A 20,092-nucleotide genomic window follows, 5' to 3' on the forward strand; every position below is an offset into this window, starting at 1 on the left:
GGCGTGCGAGAAGGTGACTTCGCGGCCGTCAGACGTGCTCTTCGTCCTCTGAGAAGACCCAGTCGAACATGTCGAACGTGAACTCGGAGAACGTCCCGTCCTCGGAGACCCATTCCCCGCGCGCGTTGTTCTTCCGGTACACGATCGGGTCGGGCACGCGGAGGTCGCCGGAGCGGAAGCCCCAGGTGAACTGCTCGTCCTCGTCTTCGAGGAACATGAGGAAACCCTCCTCGTCGACCTCGAGCTCCTCCGGATCCCAGAAGTAGTGGTAGGCCTCCATGAGCTCGGAGCCGCCGAGGGCGAGGTAGAACTCGCGCAGAGCGAGCGGGATTGTGAAGGCGTGCTCCCCGAGGGCGTCATCGAGCTCGTCCTCCGAGATCCCATCGCTCGGGTTCCATGGATCGCCGAGGTACTTGGGAACAAGCGCGCGGAACTTCTCCAAGAACATCTCGCTCATGACGTTCATCCTAATCACTCCGCCGGACGCCGGATCCTCGCCCCTGTAGGCTCCGACTATGACCCAGCCGATCCTCGTCGCGTGTGCCCACGGAACCAGCAACCCGGACGGCAAGGCCGCGATCCTCCGGGTCGTCGACGAGCTTCGTACCGCACGCCCCGACGTCACGGTGCTCGACGCCTACGTCGACGTCCACGGTCCCGAGCTGCCCGACGTCGTCGCAGGCCTGCCCGCGGGGGTGCCCGCCGTCGTCGTGCCTCTTCTTCTGAGCGTCGGCTACCACGTGAAGGTGGACATCGGGCGCGCCGTGAAATCCCGCGAGCAGACGACGGCGGCCGCGCCCCTCGGTCCCGACGCGCGCCTTGCGGGGGTGCTCGCCGAACGGCTGGGGGAGGTGGGCCTGGGAGGGCAGGACGCCGTCGTGCTCGCGGCGGCAGGCTCGTCCAACCCCACGGCGGCCGAGGACGTCGAGCGGCTCGCCGACATGCTGCGCCACCTCATCCCGAACCGGATCCTGCCCGCCTACGGCGCGAGCGCGGAGCCGAACGTCCCGGACGCGGTCGCCGAGCTTCGTGCCGAGGAAACCGATCGGGTGGTCATCGCGAGCTACCTCCTGGCCCCCGGCTACTTCCACGACCAGCTCGCGAAGGCGGGCGCGGACGCGGTCGCCGCTCCGCTCCTGCCGACGCCGGAGGTCGCGCGCATCGCCCTCGACCGCTTCGACGCGGCGCTCGCCGCCCTGTGAAGCGCGCCCCCGCCTCCCTCCTGTTCGTCCTCGTCTGCGCGATGGGCGTCGGCCCGCTGCTCAACTACGGCCTGAGCGCGGTGAGCCCGCTCATCCTCCACGACCTGGGCATGACGCAGTCGCAGTTCGGGCTCCTGGCGGGCGCGGTGTTCGCGAGCGCGGCGGTGGGAAGCGCGTGGCTCGGCCGGTTCAGCGACCGGGCAACAAGCCGCCAACAGATCGTCCTGATCTTCGGCGGGACCGTCCTCGCGCTGGTGGTCGCGGCGCTCGCCCAGAACTTCTGGGTGCTCCTGGCGTCGGTGATCATTGCCGGCCCGGCCCAGTCGATCTCGAATCCGACCACCAACCGCCTCGTCGTCACCGCAGTCCCGCAGGCGCAGCGATCGGGCTGGATCGGGGTCAAGCAGTCGGGCGTGCAGGCGAGTCAGCTCGTGGCGGGCCTGCTGATCCCAGCGGCGTCGCTCTGGCTCGGCTGGCATGGCGCGTTCGGCCTCGCCGCGCTCCTCGCGCTGGCGCTGCTCTGGTATGCGCTGCGCAAGCTTCCTGCGGAGGCGCCCAGACCGCGGACGACGGCGGCACGCGGCCCGGGCGCGCGCGAGCCCCTTCCGCTTCCGGTGTGGCTCTTTGCGGCGTTCGCGTTCTTCTCGGGCCTGGGCATGCAGGCCACGAACGTGTACCTCCCGCTCTACGCCGTCCGCGTCCTGGACTTCCCGCTCGTCCTCGCGGGCGCCGCTGCCGGAGTCTCGGGGGTGGTCGGGGTGACGAGCCGCGTGATCTGGGGGCGGCAGATGGCGCTCGGGCGCCGCCCGTCCGGGATCCTCATCGCGCTCGCGGCGGGTGCGGTCGTCGGCGTCCTGTGCCTGCTCGGGGCGGGCGCGCTCCACCAGCCCGCGCTCCTGTGGGCAGGCGTGGCACTCCACGGCGCGACGGTGCTGGGCGCGAACGTCATCACAAACTCGGCCGTGCTGGTGGTGGTCCCCGCGGAACGCGTCGGTGCGGCGTCCGGGGTCCTCGCGATGGGGATGTACACCGGCTTTGCGCTCGGGCCGTTCGTCATGGGGCTTCTCGCCGACGCGTCGGGCGGGTACGACGTCGGATGGCTCACCGTGGGCACGGGATACGTGCTGTGCGTGGGGGTCGCGCTGTGGCTGCGGCGCTACGGCGCCCGCAGTCCGTGGCCCGGTCAAGGTTCATGACGCGAATGCGAAGAAATGTGTCCCCGAGTGACCTCGCGTTGAGTAACGGTGGGGACACGCCGAGGGGGGTCCGTACCCTCGAAATATGACTGACACCGCCCTCTCTGCGCGTTCCGGACCCGCTCGCTCGGGTTCTGCGCGGCCCCGTTCCTCCAAGCCCAACGGGCAGTGGAAGATCGACGGGACCGAGCCGCTGAACGGGAACGAGGTCTGGAAGCAGGAAGACGGCGGCCTCAGCGTCCGCGAGCGGATCGAGACCATCTACGCCAAGGGCGGCTTCGACTCGATCGACCCCACGGACCTGCACGGCCGGTTCCGCTGGTGGGGCCTCTACACACAGCGCAAGCCCGGGATCGACGGCGGCAAGACCGCAACGCTCGAGCCCGAGGAGCTCGAGGACCGCTACTTCATGATGCGCGTCCGGATCGATGGCGGTGCGCTCACCACCGAGCAGCTCCGGGTGATCGGCGGCATCTCGCGGGACTTTGCCCGCGGCAGCGCGGACATCACGGACCGCCAGAACATCCAGCTGCACTGGGTGGAGATCGAGAACGTGCCGGAGATCTGGCGGCGGCTCGAGTCCGTGGGGCTTCGCACTACGGAGGCCTGCGGCGACGTGCCGCGCGTGATCCTCGGCTCGCCCGTCGCAGGCATCTCGGCCGACGAGATCATCGACCCCACGCCCCAGATCCGGGAGATCGCGGACCGCTACATCGGCGACGAGAGCTTCGCGAACCTGCCGCGCAAGTACAAGACGGCGATCACGGGCCACCCGAGCCAGGACGTGGTCCATGAGATCAACGACTTCGCGCTCATCGGTGTGGTGCACCCTGAACTCGGCCCCGGCTACGACCTCTGGGTCGGCGGCGGGCTCTCGACGTCGGCGCACCTCGCCGTGCGCCTCGGGACGTTCGTGGAGCCGTCTCGCGCCGCGGAGGTCTGGGTCGGCGTGACGAGCATCTTCCGCGACTACGGCTACCGCCGGCTCCGCAACCGCGCTCGCCTCAAGTACTTGGTGGCGGACTGGGGCGCCGAGAAGTTCCGGCAGGTCCTCGAGACCGAATACCTTTCCGCGCCGCTTCCCGACGGTCCCGCGCCCGAGAAGCCGACGACGCCGGGCGACCATGTGGGCGTCCACGCCCAGAAGGACGGCCGCTTCTACGTCGGCGCGACCCCGACCGTCGGCCGCGTCTCGGGCGAGGTGCTGCTCAAGCTCGCCGACCTCATCGAGGCGCACGGCTCGCAGCGGCTGCGCACCACGCCGCATCAGAAGATCGTGGTGCTCGACGTCGAGGAGAGCCGGGTCGAGTCGCTCGTCGCCGGACTCGAGGAGCTGGGACTCTACGCGAACCCGAGCCCGTGGCGCCGCTCGACCATCGCCTGCACGGGCATCGAGTACTGCAAGCTCGCGATCGTGGACACCAAGGACACGGCCACCGCCGCCATCGCCGAACTCGAGAAGCGCGTGCCGGCGAACGAGCTGCTCAAGCCCCTGACGCTGCACGTCAACGGCTGCCCCAACTCGTGCGCCCGCATCCAGACCGCGGACATCGGGCTCAAGGGCCAGCTGCTGCCGGATGGCAACGGCGGCCAGACCCCGGGCTTCCAGGTTCACCTCGGCGGCGGCCTCGCGTCGGAGACCCGCGAGGAGGCTGGTACCGGCCGCACGGTTCGTGGCCTCAAGGTGACCGCTGAGGATCTCCCTGACTACGTGGAGCGCGTCACGCGTCGGTTCCTCGCCGATCGCACCGACGAGAACCAGAGCTTTGCCGAGTGGGCCCTCGCGGCTGAAGAGGAGGCACTCCAGTGACCAAGCGTTCTCTTGAGGAACTTCGCGCCCTTGCCGAGTCAGGGTCCGCCGAGCTCGGCTGGGATGCGTCGGCTGACGAGGTGATCGGCTGGGTGGCGAGGAACTTCGCCACGGAGGCCACCGCCGTCGCCTGTTCGATGGCGGACGCTGTGCTGCCCGCGCTCGTCGCCGAGCAGCTGCCCGGGGTTGATGTTCTCTTCCTCGACACCGGCTACCACTTCCCGGAGACCTACCAGACCCGGAACGAGGTGGCGGAGAACCTGCGCGTCAACATCGTGGACGTGCTCCCGCGGCAGACTGTCGCCGAGCAGGACGCAGCCGAGGGCAAGGACCTCTTCGCCCGCGACCCCGCACGCTGCTGCGCCCTCAGGAAGGTCGAGCCGCTGCACCGCTCGCTCGCGGGCTACGAGCTCTGGTTCACGGGCGTGCGCCGCGACGAGGCTCCGACCCGCACGAACACCCCGCTCGTCACGTTCGACGAGAAGAACGGCCTCGTGAAGGTCAACCCGGTCGCGCCCTGGTCCTTTGACCAGCTGGTCCAGTACTCCGAGGACAACCTCCTGCCCGTCAATCCCCTCCTTGCCCAGGGGTTCCTCTCCATCGGCTGCGCACCGTGCACGCGTGCCGTCGCCCCCGGAGAGGACCCCCGAGCCGGCCGCTGGTCCGGCACCGACAAGACAGAATGCGGACTCCACGTATGAGCACTCTCACCACCGCCGAGGTCGGGTCCACTGCCGCCGAGGTCGGGTCCCTCGGGCTCCTCGACGCCCTCGAAGCCGAGTCGATCCACATCATTCGCGAGGTCGTCGCCGAGTTCGAGCGTCCAGCCATGCTGTTCTCGGGCGGCAAGGATTCTGTGGTCATGCTGCACCTCGCGGCGAAGGCGTTCTGGCCGGGGAAGATCCCGTTCCCTGTGCTGCACGTCGACACGGGCCACAACTTCCCCGAGGTCCTCGACTTCCGCGACCGGACGGTCGCGCGGCTCGGGCTCAAGCTCGTGGTCGGGTCAGTGCAGGAGTACATCGACCGCGGCGAGCTTCAGGAGCGCGCCGACGGTACCCGGAACCCTCTTCAGACCGTTCCGCTCCTCGACACGATCGCGGCCAACAAGTTCGACGCCGTCTTCGGCGGCGGCCGACGCGACGAGGACAAGGCCCGCGCGAAGGAGCGCATCCTCTCGCTGCGAGACGAGTTCGGGCAGTGGGACCCGCGCAACCAGCGGCCCGAGCTGTGGAACCTCTACAACGGCCGCCACACGGTGGGCCAGCACGTGCGCGCGTTCCCGATCAGCAACTGGACCGAGCTCGACATCTGGCGCTACATCGAACGCGAGGGCATCGAGCTTCCGAGCATCTATTACGCCCATGACCGCGAGGTGTTCCAGCGCGACGGCATGTGGCGCGCCGTGGGCGAGGTGAGCCTTCCGCGCGAGGGGGAGGACGTCGTCGTCCGCACCGTCCGCTATCGCACCGTCGGTGACATGTCCTGCACCGGAGCGGTCCTGTCGGACGCGTTCACTGTGGCCGACGTCGTGCGCGAAGTCGCCGCGTCCACCCTCACCGAGCGCGGGGCGACCCGCGCCGACGACAGGATTTCCGAGGCGGCGATGGAAGACCGCAAGAAGGACGGGTACTTCTGATGACTGCTGAAGCAACGCTCGAGCGGGAAACGCTTCCTTCCGGAACGCTGTTCCGGTTTGCCACCGCGGGCTCGGTCGACGACGGCAAGTCCACCCTGGTGGGCCGCCTCCTCCACGACTCGAAGGCGATCCTCGCCGACCAGCTCGACGCGGTGGCCCGGACCTCCGAGGCCCGTGGCTTCGGCGGGGAAAAGGGCGGGCTCGACCTCGCCCTCCTCACCGACGGCCTCCGCGCCGAGCGCGAGCAGGGCATCACAATCGACGTCGCCTACCGCTACTTCGCGACCGACCGGCGCACCTTCATCCTCGCGGACTGCCCCGGGCACGTGCAGTACACGAAGAACACGGTGACGGGCGCCTCGACGGCCGACGCCGTCGTCCTGCTCATCGATGCGCGGAAGGGCGTCCTCGAGCAGACGCGACGCCACCTCTCCGTCGCCGCGCTGCTGCGCGTGCCGCACGTGGTGGTCGCGGTCAACAAGATCGACCTCGTCGAATTCTCCGAGACTGTCTTCTCCGACATCTCTGCCGATGTGGCGCGGGTGGCGGAGGAGCTGGGTCTGCGCGAGGCGGTCGCCATCCCGGTGTCGGCGCTCGACGGCGACAACGTCGTCGACCGCTCCGACCGCACTCCCTGGTACACAGGGCCGACGCTGATCGAGCTCCTCGAGTCGCTCCCTGGTACGGATGAGCTCGATGATGCGGGCGAGCCGTTCCGCTTCCCGGTTCAGACGGTGATCCGGCCGCAGGGCGCCCTTGCGCCTGGGCTGTCGGACGACGAGTTCCGCGACTACCGCGCCTACGCGGGCCAGGTGACGGAGGGCATCGTCCGCGTGGGCGACCGCGTCTCGGTCGTAACCCCGGGCCAGGCGCCGCGCGAGACGACCGTCGTCGGCATCGACGTCGCCGGCCGTTCGCTCGAGGAAGCCGCCGCTCCGCTGTCCGTCGCGCTGCGGCTCGCGGACGAGTTCGACGTTGCCCGCGGCGACACCATTGCCGCCGCCGGGACGCTGCCGGAGAGCACGCCTGATCTGTACGGCTCGCTGTGCTGGCTCTCGACGAAACCGCTGCGGGAGGGCGCCAAGGTGCTCGTGAAGCACGGAACCTCGACGGTCCGGGCCTTGGTGCGCTCGGTGACGGGCAAGCTGGACCTCGACAGCTTCGAGGTCACGCCCGCCTCTGGTCTTGAGCTCAACGACATCGGCGAGGCGCAGCTCCGGCTCGCCGCCCCGCTTCCGCTCGAGCCGTACGCGGCGCACCGCCGCACGGGCGCGTTCCTCGTGATCGACCCGCAGGACGGCGCGACCCTCGCCGCCGGCATGGTGGGCGAGCACCCGGGTGACTCCGAGGATGAGCGGTACTGGATCTAGCCTGCTTTTGATGCGCCTTCCAGACGAACGACGACGGCGCCCGTCACCTCCGCGGTGACGGGCGCCGTCGTCGTCGAACGTTCCGGGAAGCCTGTGTGACGCCCTATGACGCGACGTGAACGACCGTGACCGGGCCCTTGGGGGGCCGAAAACCCGTCTCTACGCTGGAACACATGTTCCGCAGCCCCCTCGATGACGCCGGGCGAATGCCCCGATGTCGGGCTCGTCGCTAGGCCCCCACCCGACCTTCCGACCCTTCTCCAGCGAGAACCGCACCCCCAGGACTCCCCATGACCAAGAGCCCCACCCCCGAGACGCAGTCCGAGATCGGATCGAAGAGCGTCCGCATTACTTCCGAGACCGACGCTGCCAGCGCCAAGCGCGGCCGCGGCCTCAAGATCGGCCTCGGCGCCGCCGTCGTCGTCCTCCTCGCCGCAGGCGCAGCGTTGGCCACGGCGAACGCGAACCAGACCGCAGCCCAGCCCAGCCAGTCCGCCGTTGCGCAGACGGGAACCCCCGCGGCCCAGCTCAAGCTCGGCTACTTCGGCAACGTGACCCACGCTCCCGCGCTGATCGGAGTGGGGCAGGGCCTCATCGCCGACTCGCTCAAGACGGCGGGCACGAACAGCCTCACGACGCAGATCTTCAACGCGGGACCGGCCGCCATCGAGGCGCTCAACGCGGGCGCGATCGACGCCGCGTACCTCGGCCCGAACCCGGCCATCAACTCCTTCGTGCAGAGCCACGGCGAGTCGATCTCCGTCATCGCGGGAGCAGCCGCGGGCGGCGCCCAGCTCGTGGTGAAGCCGGAGATCACCTCCGCGGACCAGCTCAAGGGCAAGACCCTCGCAAGCCCGCAGCTCGGCGGCACCCAAGATGTCGCCCTCCGCGCGTGGCTCGCCAAGCAGGGCCTCAAGACCACGCCGAACGGCACGGGCGACGTCACGATCAACCCGACCGACAATGCCCAGACGCTCAAGCTCTTCCAGAGCGGCAAGCTGGACGGCGCGTGGCTGCCCGAACCGTGGTCGTCGCGACTGGTGCTGCAGGCCGGCGCCCACGTGCTGGTGGACGAGAAGACCCTCTGGGACGGTGCGCAGACCGGCAAGCCTGGCCTGTTCCCGACCACGATCCTGATCGTCAACAAGAAGTTCGCCGCCGAGCACCCGCAGACCGTCGAGGCGCTGGTCAAGGGCGACGTTGCGGCCGTCAACTGGCTCAACACGGCGAGCCTGCCCGAGAAGGAGAAGGCCATCAACGCGGGCCTCAAGGCCGCGGCCGGTGCGGAGCTGCCCAACGATGTGATCGACCGCGCGCTCGCCAACATCACGTTCTCGACCGACCCGCTCGCTGGGGCCTACCCGAAGCTGCTGCAGGACGGGGTTGACGTGGGCGTCACGAAGACCGCGGATCTCCACGGACTGTTCGACCTGACCACCCTCAACCGAATCTCCGGCCAGCCCAAGGTCAGCGCCGCGGGACTCGGCAAGGACTAGGAGCGACCATGACCGTTCTGCTCGAGAACCTCGGCAAGCGCTTCGGCGACGGTGCCCCCGTCCTCGACGGCGTCAACGCGACCATCCGTTCGGGCGAGTTCGTGGCCCTGCTGGGTGCCTCGGGCTGCGGCAAGTCGACCCTGCTCAACATCATCGCCGGCCTCGAGCGCCCCACCGCGGGGGCGCTCGAGGTCCCCGCGGACGGTGCGGCGTTCATGTTCCAGGACGCGGCGCTGTACCCGTGGCTCACGGCCCGCGGCAACATCGAGCTCGCGCTCAAGCTGCGCGGGGTCGCCAAGACGGAGCGCCGGACCCGGGCAAAGGAGCTCCTCGACCTTGTCCACCTCGGGGAAGCCGCGGACAAGCGCCCGCACGAGCTCTCGGGCGGCATGCGCCAGCGCGTTGCTCTCGCCCGAGCGCTGAGCCAGGACCGGGAAGTCCTGCTCATGGACGAGCCGTTCGCGGCCCTCGACGCGATCACGCGTGACCTCCTCCACGAGGAGCTCACGAGGATCTGGCGCGAGACCGGCCGGACGATCATCTTCGTGACCCATAATGTGCGCGAGGCCGTCCGCCTCGGCCAGCGCGTCCTGCTGCTCTCCTCCCGCCCGGGCCGCGTGGTGAGCGAGTGGGAGGTGCCCGGCGCCGTGAAGGACGACGCCGCCGCTGCCGCCGCCTTGACGGCCGACATCACCGCCCGCCTGCGCGAGGAGATCCGCCGCCATGGCAAGTAACGTCACCGAACTTGATCCCGCGCCGGGGGTTTCCGTGGAACGGACCGAGGCGGACAACGAGGAGCTCCGCGCGCTCGAGGCGGGGCTCGACGAGCTTCAGTCCGACGTCACTCACCGCCGCCGGGACTGGAGCCGCGTGCTTCTGCCAGTGGGCGCCGTCGTCGTCCTCTTGCTCGTGTGGCAGATCGTCGCGTCGCTGGGGCTCAAGCGGCAGGACCTCGTGCCCGGCCCCCTCGACGTCGCCGCGGCCCTCGGCCAGCTGTGGCACGAGGGTCAGGTCCAGCAGGCGATCGCGACGTCACTGGGCCGCGGCCTGCTCGGTTTCGCCGTGTCGGTCGCTGTCGGGACGCCGGTCGGACTCCTGCTCGCGCAGGTCCGGCCGCTGCGGCGCGCGTTCGGCCCACTCGTGTCGGGCCTCCAAGTCCTGCCTTCCGTCGCGTGGGTGCCAGCCGCGATCATCTGGTTCGGCCTCACGGACGCGACCGTGTACTTCGTGGTGCTCATGGGGGCCATCCCGTCGATCGTGAACGGCCTCATCGCCGGCGTCGACCAGATCCCTCCGCACTACCGATCGGTCGCCAAGGTCCTCGGCGCGTCGCGCCTTGAGCTCGCGCTCCAGGTCATCCTGCCCGCGGCCCTCCCGGGCTATGTGGCGGGCCTCAAGCAGGGCTGGGCGTTCTCGTGGCGCTCGCTCATGGCGGCCGAGATCATCGCGGTGGGCGGCAGCCTCGGCTTCGGCCTTGGTTCGCTCCTCGACCAGGGACGTACCCTGAGCGACATGGGCGTAGTGATGGGCGCGATCCTCGCGATCCTCGCTGTCGGCATCCTGATCGAGCTCCTCGTCTTCGGCCCGGTCGAGCGCAGGCTGCTGCTTCGCCGGGGCCTCCTGAGCGGGGGTTCGCGATGAGCGGCCTCGACCTCTTCCCGACGTCCCTCCGGCTCCTGGGCAAGCCCGTCCTTGTGGTCGGCGCGGGCCGGGTCGCGGGTCGCCGTGCCCGCGCGCTGCTGGATGCGGGCGCCGTGGTCACCGTCGTCGCCCCCGAGGCGGCCGACGACGTTGCCCGCCTCGCCGAGTCGGGCCTCCTCACGTGGGTTCGGCGCGGCTACGAGACCCCGGATCTGGACGGCGTGTGGTTCGCCCAGACCGCGACAGGAGTGCCCGAGGTCGACGCGCGGGTGGCCGCCGAGGCGGAAGCGCGCCGCATCTGGTGCGTCAATGCGAGTGATCACGAGGCCTCTGCCGCGTGGACTCCCGCGTCGGCCCGCGTTGACGATGTCACGGTCGCCGTCAACGCGGGGGGAGACCCGCGGCGCGCCAGAGCGCTCAAGGACGCGATTGTCCTCGCGCTCAAGACCGGTCGCCTGCCCCTCCGGCGGCACCGCCAGGGGAGCGGCCGCGTGGCCCTCGTCGGCGGCGGCCCGGGCGAGGCGGGGCTCATCACCGTGAGGGGGCGGCAGCTCCTGGCGGAGGCGGACGTCGTCGTCGCGGACAGGCTCGGGCCTCGCGGGCTCCTCGCGGAGCTTGGGGAAGGGGTGCGCGTCATCGAAGTCGGCAAGGCCCCCGGCGCGCATCAGGCCAGCCAGGACGAGATCAATCAGATCTTGGTCGACGAGGCCAAGGCGGGCAACGTCGTCGTCCGGCTCAAGGGCGGCGATCCCTACGTCCTCGGCCGCGGCGGCGAGGAGGCGGCGTTCTGCCGCGAGCACGGCGTGGACGTCGAGGTGGTGCCCGGCGTGACGAGCGCGATCTCCGTGCCCGCTACGGCCGGAATTCCCGTGACGCATCGCGGCCTCGCGACCGGCTTCAGCGTGGTGACGGGCCACGAGGAACTGGACGAGCTTCCGGCCCGCCCCGACCACACGATCGTGCTCCTCATGGGGGTGCGCCGCCTGGCCCATTCGGTCCGGCATCTCCTCGCGCACGGACTGCCCGCTGGGACCCCGGTTGCCATCGTCGAGAGCGGCTGGACCGAGCGGCAGCGCGTCACCATCGGTACGCTCGAGACGATCGTCGATCAGGCCGCGCGGGTCGCGGTCGCGAACCCGGCCGTGATCGTGGTCGGTGACGTCGTCCGCGTGAGCCCCTACGCGCCGGCAGGCTTTCAACAGATCAGCACAACGAAGGAAATCTCTCAGTGACGAATAGCAACCCTGACTCTCTGCAGCGCCACTCTCTGCAACGTCCGTTGCGCGTCGCCGTCGTCGGCTCCGGCCCCGCCGGGGTCTACGCCGCCGACCTGCTGACGAAGAGTGCGCCGGTCGCATCCGGTGAGCTCACGCTGAGCATCGACCTCTTCGATCGCTACCCGGCGCCCTATGGCCTCATCCGTTACGGCGTCGCGCCGGACCATCCCCGTATCAAGGGCATCGTGAATGCCCTGCACAAGGTCCTGGACCGCGGTGACATTCGGTTCTTCGGCAACGTCGACTATGGGACAGACCTCTCCCTCGAGGACCTCCAGCGGCACTACGACGCCGTCATCTTCGCCACGGGGGCGATCAAGGACGCGGACCTCAACATCCCCGGGATCGAACTCGAGGGCTCGTTCGGCGCCGCCGACTTCGTCTCGTGGTACGACGGGCACCCGGACGTACCGCGCGAATGGCCTCTCGAGGCCAAGGAGATCGCGGTCATCGGCAACGGCAACGTGGCGCTCGACGTGGCGCGGGTGCTGTCGAAGCACGCCGACGAGCTCCTCGTGACCGAGATCCCCGACAACGTGTACAGGATCCTCAAGGAATCGCCGGTCACGGACGTTCATGTCTTCGGCCGGCGCGGCCCCGCTCAGGTCAAGTTCACCCCGCTCGAGCTGCGCGAGCTCTCGCACTCGCATGACGTGGACATCGTCCTGTACCCGGAGGACTTCGAGTTCGACGAGGCCTCGGACCGCGAGATCCAGACGAACAACCAGGTCAAGACGATGGTCGGCACGCTGACCAACTGGATCGCCGAGCAGCCGGAGGACCTCTCCGAGCTGACGGCGTCCCGCCGCCTGCACCTGCACTTCCTCCACAATCCGGTGGAGATCTTCGACTCGGCGGAGACGCCGGGCAAGGTCGCCGGCATCCGCTTCGAGCGCACCGAGCTTGACGGCACCGGCAATGTGCGTGGCACGGGCGAGATCCTCGAGTACCCGGTCCAGGCCGTCTACCGCGCCATCGGCTACTTCGGCTCGTACCTGCCGGACGTCGAGTTCGACCACCGGCGCGGCGTGATCCCGAACGACGGCGGCCGCGTCCTCGATGCCGACGGCAACTTCGTCCCGGGCGTCTACGCGACCGGCTGGATCAAGCGCGGCCCGGTCGGTCTCATCGGCCACACGAAGGGCGACGCACTGGAGACCATCGGACACCTCCTGGAGGCCCGCGAGGATCTCCCGGTGGCCGCAGAGCCTGCGGAGGACGCCGTCGTCGCCCTCCTCGAGGGCCGCGGCGTGGACTACACGACGTGGGAGGGCTGGCTCGCGCTCGACGCGCACGAGAAGGCGCTCGGAGCCGCCGCCGCGCCCGCCCCGACGCACAAGGGCGACATCGTGCGTGAACGCGTCAAGGTCGTCTCCCGCGAGGAGATGGTGGGGATTTCCCGCGACGCGGCGGTCGCGACCAGCTGAATCCGCAATTGTCGGGTTTTTGCGGGTCCGAGCCTCCGTGACCCGCGAAAACCCGACAATTCGCGTTAGGTGCGGGCCACCCGCCGCACCGCGAGGGCCAGGAACAGCTGGACGCGGTCGGCAGTGACCGACGGGTCGTAGCCAGTCAGCTCGGCGATCTGGGCCAGCCTGTACCGGACCGTGTTCCGGTGCAGGCTGAGCTCGTCCGCGACCGCCGCGACCGAGCCGTTGAGGCTGAGGTACGTCTCGAGCGTGTGCACGAGCTCGGATCCGTGCTGCTTGTCGAAGCGCACGAGCGGGCCGATCGCCTCGCCGGCCATGTCCGCAAGCGGCACGTCTTCGCTGGAGAGCAGGAGCGAGGTAAGGCTCAGCCGCTCCGGCTCGTTGACTTCGAGTCCACGGGCGGCGGCCTCCTTCGCCTCGAAGTAGCTCCAGCGGAGCCCGTTCGGCTTCGTGTAGCTCCCGCCGATGCCGATCGTCGCGTGGATCCCCGCCTCGAGGAGGTGGTCCGCGAGGCTCCGGGCCAGCTTGGGGGCGCGGCCGCCGTCGTCCTCCACCACCACGACGAGGTCGTGATCCACCATGGCGGTCACGGCGCCGTCGAGCACGGCGGGCAGCGTGGTGCCGCGGAGATTCTTGTGGTGCGCTGCGGATTCGGCGAGCAGCACCACATTCCGCCTGGTCGAGTTGACCCCCACCCCGGCGAGCCGGCGCGAGGCTTCCTCGGTGTCGAGGGAGCCGCGGACGACGTCGGCCATCACCTGCCCGGCGAGCGCTCGCTGGGCTTGGCGCTGCTTCGTGAGGTTGTTGAGCTCGACGCTGATGAGGTTCTGCGCGTAGCCGATGATGCCCGTGTCCTCGAAGGGCTTCTTGGCCCAGAGCGTGCAGGCGTCGCGCCGCCCCGTCGGCACGGGGAACGGGACCCAGCGGTCCATCGTCGGCGCGCCGGCGTCCTTGCTGCTCGAGTACAGCTCGGCGGTGAACTGGGTGAGCACGAGTTCGGTGCCGAGCATGGTGCCGAGGTGCTTGAGGAGCTCTGCGAGGCCGCCCCCGGTGAGGAGCGCGCGGGCGAGGATCTGGTGGTCGGCGATGAGCCTCTCGAGCTTCGCGTAGTGGTCTGCGGAGTGGGAGTCGGCGACGAGCTTGCTGAGGGCGATGAACGGCGTGCGGTAGGGGACCTCGATGACCGGGAGCCCCCAGCGGTTCGCCTCGGCGACGAGCGCGGTAGGCACCTCGTCGTGGCCGAGGCCCACTCCGAAGCCGATTGCGACGGCGCCGGCTCGCTGCAGCACGCGGACGAACCTGCGTTGCTCCTCGGCACTGCGCTGCCGGACGCCCGTGGTGAGCACGAGCTCCCCGCCGCTGAGGAACATCGCGGGATTCTCCTGTTCGGTCACGGCCACCCACGCGATCTCCCGGTCGAGCGTCGTCGCCGCCGAGCCAGCGAGGGTGAGTCCGAGCCCGGGCGCGTCGAGCAGCGCGGAGAGGGTGAGAGCCATGCCTTCATCATAGATTCCGGGACTGGTTGATCGCACCACAGACGAGCGCGTGCTCAGTGCACTCGGCTATACATTCTGTGGCGTGCGTCGCCTAATGTCGGAGCATGCTTCAGACCTTGCAGAACTTCATCGGCGGCGAGTTCGTCACGCCGGCGGGCAACGACCTGCTCGACATTGTGAATCCGACGAACGGGGAGATCGTGGCGAAGGCGCCCGTCTCCGTGAAGGAAGACGTGGACGCCGCGATGGCCGCGGCCGAGTCCGCGTTCGCGACCTGGAAGCACGCCACCCCGGGCGAGCGCCAGCGCCTCCTGCTCCGCCTCGCCGACGCCGTCGAGGCCGCGAGCGATGAGCTCGTCGAGGCCCAGCACCGCAACACCGGCCAGGTCCGTTCGCTCATCGCCTCCGAGGAGGTCGCGGCGGGCGCCGACCAGCTGCGGTTCTTCGCGGGCGCCGCGCGGCTGCTCGAGGGCAAGTCGGCGGGCGAGTACTTCGAGGGTCATACCTCGTTCGTGCGCCGCGAGCCGATCGGTGTCGTTGCCCAGGTGGCGCCGTGGAACTACCCGTTCCTCATGGCGATCTGGAAGATCGGCCCGGCCCTCGCCGCCGGCAACACCGTGGTGCTCAAGCCCTCGGACACCACGCCCGAGTCGACGCTCGTCCTCGCGCGGCTGATCAAGGACATCTTCCCCGCCGGCGTCGTCAATGTCGTCCTGGGCAACGCCGCGACGGGCTCGCTCATGGTCGAGCACCCCGTCCCGGGCCTCGTCTCGATCACCGGCTCGGTCCGCGCCGGCGTCGCCGTCGCCACGGGTGCCGCGAAGGGCCTCAAGCGCTCGCACCTCGAGCTGGGAGGCAAGGCGCCCGCCGTCGTCTTCGCCGACGCGGACCTGAAGAAGTCCGCCGCGGCGATCGCGGAGTTCGCGTTCTTCAACGCGGGCCAGGACTGCACCGCGATCACGCGCATCCTGGTCGAGGAGCAGGCCCACGACGAATTCGTCCGGCTCATGGTCGAGCACACCAGGACGCTCGAGACCGGGCACGAGAACGACGAAGAGAACTACTTCGGCCCGCTCAACAACGTCAACCACTTCAACGCCGTCACCCGTGTGGTGGAGTCGCTGCCGGAGTACGCGAAGGTCGAGACCGGCGGTCACCGGGCGGGGGAGAAGGGCTTCTTCTACGAGCCGACGATCGTCACGGGCGTGCGCCAGAACGACGACGTGGTCCAGAAGGAGACGTTCGGCCCGGTTGTGACGGTGCAGAAGTTCACGACTGAGGCCGAGGCCGTCCGGCTCGCGAACGACGTCGAGTATGCCCTCGCCTCAAGCGTGTGGACCTCGAACCACGGCCGCGCGATGCGCCTGGCCCGCGACCTCGACTTCGGCGCTGTCTGGATCAACACCCACATCCTCCTCACCGCTGAGATGCCGCACGGCGGCTTCAAGCAGTCCGGCTACGGCAAAGACCTCTCGATGTACTCCGTCGAGGACTACACGCGCGTCAAGCACGTGATGAGCAGCCTCGACGCCTGACGCTCGAGAACGAACACGCATTCAGAAAGGACCCATCCAATGGACATCACGTATCGCCTCGAGCAGAAGCGCAAGGTCCTCGGCGATTTCCCCGGCCCGAAGTCCCTTGAGCTCGCCGCCCGGCGCGCGACGAGCGTTGCCAAGGGGGTCGCATCCTCCGTTCCCGTCTACGTCGCCGACGCTGATGGCGGAGTGATCCACGACGTCGACGGCAACTCCTTCATCGACTTCGGCTCCGGCATCGCCGTGACGACCGTTGGCGCGTCCGATGCGGCCGTCGTCGGCGCCGTCAAGGAGCAGGTGGAGCACTTCACCCACACGTGCTTCATGGTCTCGCCCTACGAGGGCTACGTCGCCGTCGCCGAGAAGCTCAACCAGCTCACGCCGGGCGAGCACGAGAAGCGCACAGTGCTGTTCAACTCGGGCGCCGAGGCCGTTGAGAACGCCGTCAAGATTGCCCGCGTCGCCACCGGCCGCAACGCCGTCGTCGCCTTCGACCACGCGTACCACGGCCGCACGAACCTCACGATGGGCCTCACCGCCAAGGCGATGCCGTACAAGCACGGCTTCGGCCCCTTCGCGGGCGAGATCTACCGCGCTCCGATGAGCTACCCGTTCCGTGAGGAGAACCCGCAGATCACGGGCAAGGAGGCCGCCGAGCGCGCCATCCTCATGATCCAGAAGCAGATCGGCGCCGATCAAGTCGCGGCCATCATCATCGAGCCGATCCAGGGCGAGGGCGGCTTCATCGTCCCGGCCGACGGCTTCCTGCCGCGCATTGCGGAGTTCGCGAAGGAGAACGGGATCGTCTTCATCGCGGACGAGGTCCAGTCCGGCTTCTGCCGTACCGGCGAGTGGTTCGCGGTGCAGCACGAGGGCGTCGTGCCGGATCTCATCACGACGGCGAAGGGCATCGCAGGCGGCATGCCCCTCTCGGCCGTGACGGGCCGGGCGGAGCTGCTCGACGCCGTCCACGGCGGCGGACTGGGCGGCACCTACGGTGGCAACCCGGTGGCGTGTGCCGCGGCGCTCGCGGCGATCGAGACGATGGACACGCAGGACCTGCGGGGACGCGCCCGCGAGATCGAGGGCATCGTCAAGGACCGTCTTGGCAAGCTTCGCGAGGAGCTCGGCGCGGACAGCATCATCGGCGACATCCGCGGCCGCGGCGGCATGCTGGCCATCGAATTCGTCAAGAAGGGCAGCGGTGCCACCACGAAGCAGCCCGACGGCGAGGCGACCAAGAAGATCGCCGAGTACTGCCTCAAGGAGGGTGTCATCATCCTCACGTGCGGCACTTACGGCAACGTCATCCGCCTGCTCCCGCCGCTCGTGATCGGCGACGAGCTCCTCGCTGACGGCCTCGATGTGCTCGAAGCGGCCATCCGCGCCAACTCCTGACGCCTGGCATCAACGCTCACGGGCCGCCGCTGCACCCGCAGCGGCGGCCCGTGTCGTAGAGTCTGGACCATGCGCTACGTAGTGGGGTATCAGCCGGACGAACGCGGGGCGGACGCCGTCGCCCTGGCCATTGCGATCGCACGCGCCCAGGGCGCCAAGCTCGACCTCATGCTCGTCCTCGGCGAGAATGCCCCCTATGTCGCCGCCAACCCCGAGGGCAGCCGGATCAACCCGGAGGAGCAGCAGGTCCTGACTGCCCAGCGGACGGCCCTCGGGATGATTCCCCGTGACATCGCCGCCGAGTTCCACGTGCGGCAGGGGAATTCATTCGCCGCGGTGCTCATCGAGGCAGCCGTCGAGTTCGAGGCCGCCCTGATCGTCGTCGGCGCTGCAAGCAACGGGCTGTTCAAGCGGTACACCGTCGGCAGCGTGGCGAACTCCCTCCTGCACGCGTCGCCGATCCCGGTGGCGCTCGCGCCGCGCGGCTACCACCGCCTCGAACCCATCGAGCGCCTCACCGCCTTCATCGGCGAGCGCCCGGGCGCGGATGCTGCCGTCGACGTCGCGCTCGTTGCCTCCCGGCGCCGCAACGTGCCGCTCCGCTTCGTCTCGCTCGTCGAGCTGGACGCGCGTGGCGAGCACGGGGAGAACGTGAACGCAGCCCACCGCCACGCGAACACGGTGCTGACGGACGCCGCAGGGCGCCTTCCCGAAGGGCACGAGGCGACGGTCGAGGTGGCCCACGGCAGGACCTTGGAGGAGGCCGTCGACGGGATCGACTGGCTGGACGGCGAACTCGTGATCATCGGATCGAGCCGCCTTGCCCAGCACCGCCGGCTCTTCATCGGCTCCACGGCGAACAAGATCCTCCGCGCGCTGCCGGTGCCGATGGTCGTGGTGCCGCTCGAATACGAGCGCGCAGAATCGCACCCCCTCGGATAGACCTAGGTTCTGGCATGGGGCGGCGGCGCGGATCATCATAGAGCCATGGATTTCGCGGCCACGATTGCGACGGCCGATCCGCGTGATGAGCCAGTGCCTGCCAGGACGGCCGACCTCCTGATTGCCCACCACAAGACCGGCGCCGCCCGTATCTCCCTCGCGCTGCCCACCGGCGGACACGTGCTGCATTTGGCCGTCGCCACGTGCCTGTTCAATGACCTTCACACCGCTGCCGGGCGCGCCGGTCTGAGCCTCGGCCCCGTGACGGTGCGGGCCGACGGCGGTTTCGACGACACCATGACGGCCTCGACTGGCATCTTCCTCACCGTCGAGATCAGCGGCGACGCGGACCCCGAAGAGCTCCGCACGCTCGTGCTCGAGACGTTCGAGGTCTCAACCCTGGCGTGCGTGCTGCGCGGCAGCACGAGGGTCGAGATCGCCGGGATCACAGCGCGTACGACGACGGCGAGCGGCTCGTGATGAGCATCGACCCGCACGCGGCGCCCGCCCCGCCGGTGGCGGCCTCGCCCGCCGTCGTCGCGCAATTGCTCGCGACCGAGCATTGGAGCCTCCTCGGTACGCGCAGCATGCTGTGGAGCGAGCTCATGAGCCGGATCAGCATCCAGCTGACCGTCTCGTCGGCCGCCCTCGTGGTGCTCGCCCTCGTCGCGCAGGCCACGGGGTTCGGGACCGGATTCTGGGTCATGGCGATCGGGCTGTCGTCAGCGCTGCTCGTGCTCGGAACGCTCACCCTGCTGCGGGTCACGATCGGGAGCCTCGAGGACCACCGCCTCGTCGCCGGCATGAACCGGCTCCGCGGCGCATACGTGGAGCTCGCGCCGGAGGTCGTGGACCGATTCGTGACGTCGTCGCGCGACGACCCTGCAGGCGTCGCGCTGACCTACACTCTCGGTTCGCGGCGGCCCATCTTCCTGCACGCGATCTCCAGCACCACCTTCTTCCTGGCTGCCTTCAATGCCATGATCGCGGGCACTCTCGTAGCACTGATCACCTACGTGGCCGGCGGTCCGACCGCCCTCGTGGCCGTGCTCGGCGCCCTGGCCGCCGCAGCCTACCTCGGCTGTCACACGTGGCTGAGCGGAGGCCTCTTCCGGCGCGTCATCGGGCCGGGCTTCCGCGAGAATGCCATCTCGCCGCCTGGCCGTCCCTAAGAGACATGACCGTCCCGCGCGCCGGACGGTTATGCCTTTCAGGGACGGTGTTGTCCACATAGACCCTTGTCGCGGCCCGCCGATGCCCTCACCTCCACGAGACTGTCGGCATGCCGTCTCCGGAACTGATGAATCTGCTCGCGTCACGATGGCCCGCCGGTCGGATCGCCTCCTCGACCCAGCTCAAGGTTGCCGGCGTTGACCACAGGGCCCTCACCGCCGCGGTGCGGGACGGCGTCCTGATCCGAGTTCGCCGCGGTGTCTACGTACGGCGCGACGTCTGGCAGGCCCTGGCTCCTTGGGACCGTGATCGCCTGCGGATTGAGGCGCACTGGCTCGCAACGGGGGGGAACGTGCGTCTACAGCTATATCTCGGCGGCGCGGCTGTTGGGCTGCGCGACGTGGGTCAACGACGAACGAGTTCACCTGACTGTTCCATATTCCGTTTCGAGGGCGAGTCATGCTCGAGACGTGATGCCGCATAG

General features: G+C 69.4%; 19 protein-coding genes. 17 read left to right on the forward strand and 2 right to left on the reverse strand.

The window, feature by feature from the left end; genetic code table 11:
• Nucleotides 1-28 precede the first annotated feature (28 nt).
• Nucleotides 29-457: an SMI1/KNR4 family protein gene (locus tag E5679_RS16570; protein WP_138417890.1), complete on the reverse strand. Its 429-nt coding sequence runs from the start codon at nucleotides 455-457 to the stop codon at nucleotides 29-31.
• A 58-nt stretch (nucleotides 458-515) separates the two neighbouring features.
• Here E5679_RS16570 and E5679_RS16575 point away from each other — a divergent pair, with 58 nt between their 5' ends.
• The 11 genes from E5679_RS16575 to E5679_RS16625 all read left to right on the forward strand — a co-directional run bounded on the left by E5679_RS16575 (nucleotide 516) and on the right by E5679_RS16625 (nucleotide 13,058).
• Entirely contained in the window at nucleotides 516-1,202 is a 687-nt protein-coding gene (locus E5679_RS16575) for a sirohydrochlorin chelatase (RefSeq protein WP_138417892.1), read from the forward strand.
• Complete coding sequence (locus E5679_RS16580; RefSeq protein WP_249336192.1) at nucleotides 1,199-2,398, forward strand: MFS transporter; 1,200 nt, start codon at nucleotides 1,199-1,201, stop codon at nucleotides 2,396-2,398. Before E5679_RS16575 ends, E5679_RS16580 begins: the two co-directional genes overlap by 4 nt.
• Nucleotides 2,399-2,483: 85 nt before the next feature.
• Nucleotides 2,484-4,208, forward strand: coding sequence for a nitrite/sulfite reductase (locus tag E5679_RS16585; protein WP_138417894.1), 1,725 nt, complete (start codon nucleotides 2,484-2,486; stop codon nucleotides 4,206-4,208).
• A complete protein-coding gene (locus E5679_RS16590; protein ID WP_138417896.1) occupies nucleotides 4,205-4,909 on the forward strand; it encodes a phosphoadenylyl-sulfate reductase in 705 nt (234 codons plus the stop codon). The genes E5679_RS16585 and E5679_RS16590 overlap by 4 nt, the downstream gene beginning before the upstream one ends.
• Nucleotides 4,906-5,847: a sulfate adenylyltransferase subunit CysD gene (cysD, locus tag E5679_RS16595; protein WP_249336193.1), complete on the forward strand. Its 942-nt coding sequence runs from the start codon at nucleotides 4,906-4,908 to the stop codon at nucleotides 5,845-5,847. Before E5679_RS16590 ends, cysD begins: the two co-directional genes overlap by 4 nt.
• Nucleotides 5,847-7,217: a sulfate adenylyltransferase subunit 1 gene (locus tag E5679_RS16600; RefSeq protein WP_138417898.1), complete on the forward strand. Its 1,371-nt coding sequence runs from the start codon at nucleotides 5,847-5,849 to the stop codon at nucleotides 7,215-7,217. Before cysD ends, E5679_RS16600 begins: the two co-directional genes overlap by 1 nt.
• A gap of 290 nt (nucleotides 7,218-7,507) precedes the next feature.
• Nucleotides 7,508-8,713: an ABC transporter substrate-binding protein gene (locus E5679_RS16605; RefSeq protein WP_138417900.1), complete on the forward strand. Its 1,206-nt coding sequence runs from the start codon at nucleotides 7,508-7,510 to the stop codon at nucleotides 8,711-8,713.
• An 8-nt stretch (nucleotides 8,714-8,721) separates the two neighbouring features.
• A complete protein-coding gene (locus E5679_RS16610) occupies nucleotides 8,722-9,447 on the forward strand; it encodes an ABC transporter ATP-binding protein (protein ID WP_138417902.1) in 726 nt (241 codons plus the stop codon).
• Nucleotides 9,437-10,354 (forward strand): ABC transporter permease, encoded by a 918-nt coding sequence (locus E5679_RS16615; protein ID WP_138417904.1) that lies wholly within the window; start codon nucleotides 9,437-9,439, stop codon nucleotides 10,352-10,354. The genes E5679_RS16610 and E5679_RS16615 overlap by 11 nt, the downstream gene beginning before the upstream one ends.
• Nucleotides 10,351-11,586 carry a uroporphyrinogen-III C-methyltransferase gene (cobA, locus tag E5679_RS16620; protein WP_138417906.1) on the forward strand — a complete coding sequence of 412 codons (1,236 nt, stop codon included), beginning with the start codon at nucleotides 10,351-10,353 and terminating at the stop codon, nucleotides 11,584-11,586. The genes E5679_RS16615 and cobA overlap by 4 nt, the downstream gene beginning before the upstream one ends.
• Nucleotides 11,583-13,058 (forward strand): FAD-dependent oxidoreductase, encoded by a 1,476-nt coding sequence (locus tag E5679_RS16625; protein ID WP_249336194.1) that lies wholly within the window; start codon nucleotides 11,583-11,585, stop codon nucleotides 13,056-13,058. Before cobA ends, E5679_RS16625 begins: the two co-directional genes overlap by 4 nt.
• A 65-nt stretch (nucleotides 13,059-13,123) precedes the next feature.
• On the opposite strand, the gene E5679_RS16630 is transcribed toward E5679_RS16625, so the two are convergent.
• Nucleotides 13,124-14,557, reverse strand: coding sequence for a PucR family transcriptional regulator (locus E5679_RS16630; RefSeq protein ID WP_138417909.1), 1,434 nt, complete (start codon nucleotides 14,555-14,557; stop codon nucleotides 13,124-13,126).
• A 104-nt stretch (nucleotides 14,558-14,661) separates the two neighbouring features.
• On the opposite strand from E5679_RS16630, the gene E5679_RS16635 reads away from it, so the two are divergent.
• From E5679_RS16635 to E5679_RS21630, 6 genes are all read left to right on the forward strand, one after another.
• The gene (locus tag E5679_RS16635) at nucleotides 14,662-16,092 is read left to right on the forward strand and encodes an aminobutyraldehyde dehydrogenase (RefSeq protein WP_138417911.1); all 1,431 of its coding nucleotides are present in this window, start codon (nucleotides 14,662-14,664) and stop codon (nucleotides 16,090-16,092) included.
• 39 nt (nucleotides 16,093-16,131) lie between these two features.
• Complete coding sequence (gabT, locus tag E5679_RS16640) at nucleotides 16,132-17,493, forward strand: 4-aminobutyrate--2-oxoglutarate transaminase (RefSeq protein ID WP_138417913.1); 1,362 nt, start codon at nucleotides 16,132-16,134, stop codon at nucleotides 17,491-17,493.
• A gap of 69 nt (nucleotides 17,494-17,562) precedes the next feature.
• Complete coding sequence (locus tag E5679_RS16645; protein WP_138417915.1) at nucleotides 17,563-18,435, forward strand: universal stress protein; 873 nt, start codon at nucleotides 17,563-17,565, stop codon at nucleotides 18,433-18,435.
• Nucleotides 18,436-18,480: 45 nt separating this feature from the next.
• Nucleotides 18,481-18,915: an OsmC family protein gene (locus E5679_RS16650; RefSeq protein WP_138417917.1), complete on the forward strand. Its 435-nt coding sequence runs from the start codon at nucleotides 18,481-18,483 to the stop codon at nucleotides 18,913-18,915.
• The gene (locus E5679_RS16655) at nucleotides 18,915-19,607 is read left to right on the forward strand and encodes a hypothetical protein (protein ID WP_138417919.1); all 693 of its coding nucleotides are present in this window, start codon (nucleotides 18,915-18,917) and stop codon (nucleotides 19,605-19,607) included. Before E5679_RS16650 ends, E5679_RS16655 begins: the two co-directional genes overlap by 1 nt.
• 128 nt (nucleotides 19,608-19,735) lie before the next feature.
• Nucleotides 19,736-20,092 carry a type IV toxin-antitoxin system AbiEi family antitoxin domain-containing protein gene (locus E5679_RS21630; RefSeq protein ID WP_420821082.1) on the forward strand — a complete coding sequence of 119 codons (357 nt, stop codon included), beginning with the start codon at nucleotides 19,736-19,738 and terminating at the stop codon, nucleotides 20,090-20,092.

The sequence above is a fragment of the Sinomonas gamaensis genome (genome assembly GCF_005876955.1).
Lineage (GTDB): Bacteria > Actinomycetota > Actinomycetes > Actinomycetales > Micrococcaceae > Sinomonas > Sinomonas gamaensis.